This window comes from Mucilaginibacter sp. P5_A6, from assembly GCF_056400585.1.
This window is the reverse complement of record NZ_JBFUKZ010000077.1, coordinates 1-2,036: the sequence shown is the minus strand read 5'-3', so window position 1 is coordinate 2,036 and position 2,036 is coordinate 1. Positions and strand designations below refer to the sequence as shown.

At 36.5% G+C, this 2,036-nt stretch carries 3 protein-coding genes; 1 reads left to right on the top strand and 2 read right to left on the bottom strand.

Annotated elements, in window-relative coordinates:
- Positions 1–306 (top strand): nucleotide-binding YajQ family protein (locus AC1DO4_RS27750; protein ID WP_477421019.1); only part of this gene is annotated, 306 nt, incomplete at its 5' end.
- 236 nt (positions 307–542) lie between these two features.
- Here AC1DO4_RS27750 and AC1DO4_RS27745 read toward each other — a convergent pair.
- A complete protein-coding gene (locus AC1DO4_RS27745; protein WP_477421018.1) occupies positions 543–1,346 on the bottom strand; it encodes a phytanoyl-CoA dioxygenase family protein in 804 nt (267 codons plus the stop codon).
- A 24-nt stretch (positions 1,347–1,370) separates the two neighbouring features.
- The gene (locus AC1DO4_RS27740; protein WP_477421017.1) at positions 1,371–2,027 is read right to left on the bottom strand and encodes a GNAT family N-acetyltransferase; all 657 of its coding nucleotides are present in this window, start codon (positions 2,025–2,027) and stop codon (positions 1,371–1,373) included.
- Between the last annotated feature and the right edge of the window lie 9 nt (positions 2,028–2,036).

The window sequence follows — 2,036 nt, the reverse complement described above, 5'->3', positions numbered from 1 at the left end:
GATTCTATTATAGGCCGCATGGTAAAGCAACACCTGGACCCTAACGCGCTTGATTTTGGTAAAGACCAATATGCCGCGGGCAATATGATACGTAAAGAGATTAAAGTTAAGGAAGGTATAGATAAAGAAACCTCTAAAAAGCTTGTTAAAAAGATAAAAGACAGCGGCCTAAAGGTTCAGGCATCTATCATGGACGACCAGGTGCGAGTACAGGGTAAAAAGATAGATGACCTGCAGGCAGTAATCAGCCTTTGCCGCAGCGACAATTTTGGCCAGCCGCTGCAATTTATTAACATGCGCGATTAATTCTTTGAAACTGAGCCACCAAAGCTTAAAGCAGCAGGCACAAAGCGTAAAGCAAAACAATATTTTATACAAGTTTATGTGAAATTTGTTAATAGACTTAATATAGCGAATCAAAAAATTTGACATAAAAAAAGAGGCTGATCATGATTTATGATACAGCCTCATCTTTTAATAACAATAATGTTTCAGAATTTTCAATCCAACAAACACCGGTTTCAATAAATATCTAAATTGAATTAACCCTGACCTGGTTGGTACATTCTTTTTTCAACCGGTTGATAGTATTCCTGTAGGTTTTCGGGGATCCTTGCATTATATCCCAAAACCTGTCTTAAATGCGCGTCCAGCCCCTCACCAAACTCATAACCTAATGCTCTGGGGTAATCAAGCTGCTGTTTAACAAACGGACGGGTAAAGGCCATAGTTAACGTCCGTCTTTTTTCATCTGTATAGTTCTTTCCGGCGGCATGCCACAGGTTGGAGTCGAACAAAATAATGCTTCCTTTTTTTGCAGTGGCGCGATCGGCAGTCCTGTAAAAATAATCATCATCAGGTTTATCTTCCTGTTTATGAGAGCCTGAGAGAAAATAGGTTGCTCCGTTTTCGAGTGTAAAATCATCCAAAACAATCATCATTTGGATCATTATTTTAAAATCGCCTGTAAAACTTCGTATGTCTCTGTGGATATTTTGAACATAAGGTTTGTCATCCTTTAAATTGATTACCGCTCCTAATGAATTTAGGATATAGTTGCCTTTTAAAAAATGTCTTATCTCATTTTCACAATATTTTTGCTCAAGAAATTTCAAGGTGAAAATATCTCTTTCTACAAGATGGTGAAGTGTTCCGTTCATGTTAGCACCTATTCCATTTGCAACCTGGATTGCGCGCCGTACTTCGTATGCCTTCACTAATGAGGTTGTAATTTCTTCAATAAAATCAGCACTCATTGCATCTTCGTAAATAATCCAGCCATAATCTGACATTATTTGATCAAAAGTATCCAGATTAGCTTCCGAATATGTGAATTTATTTTTCATGTTAATTTATTTTTTAAGATTAATTTAAACAGTTGAAGCTGGTATATTGGGGATACATCCATCCGTTTTTCTTTTAGGTTGACGGTATGAAGGAAAATAATTAGGTTCGGCATTAGCCTCCACACCTGCCTTTAAAACAAGTTCATTGTAAATAGCAGCATCATTGATATAACACCAGATGCGATCCTTTACCTGCAGATCTGAGAAATATCTTTTGAACATAAAAAGAGAATCTTCCCTGCCGCCTACCCCACCTCCAAGATGAAATATTTTTTTTCCAAGCCTTCTCCCAATCATGCTTATTTCGTCGGTTAAAAGTTTGCTTGGGGATTCTTTCAAATAATCCGGGGAAGTTGCAGAAAGATGATTTCGGATAATACTATCTGATAATAAGATGAGTGCGCCGCAAATAAGTTCTGACCCATCATAAATAAGAATGAGTTTATTATCAAAACCCTTCATATTAAGAAGATCTTCGAAGTATTGTTCATCAAAATAATAATTTGGTGAGGCATTTACCCGATCCATATTTTTGTAATACATTTCGGTAAATTTTTTAACACCCTCTTTGCTGTTAAGCTCTTTAATTAAATAGCCTTTTTCGCGCATTTTTCTTATCTGACGCGAAAGCCTTTTATCGTATCTGCTCCTTTGATCTTCAATAGATAATGAAAGATCCATATATAAGGT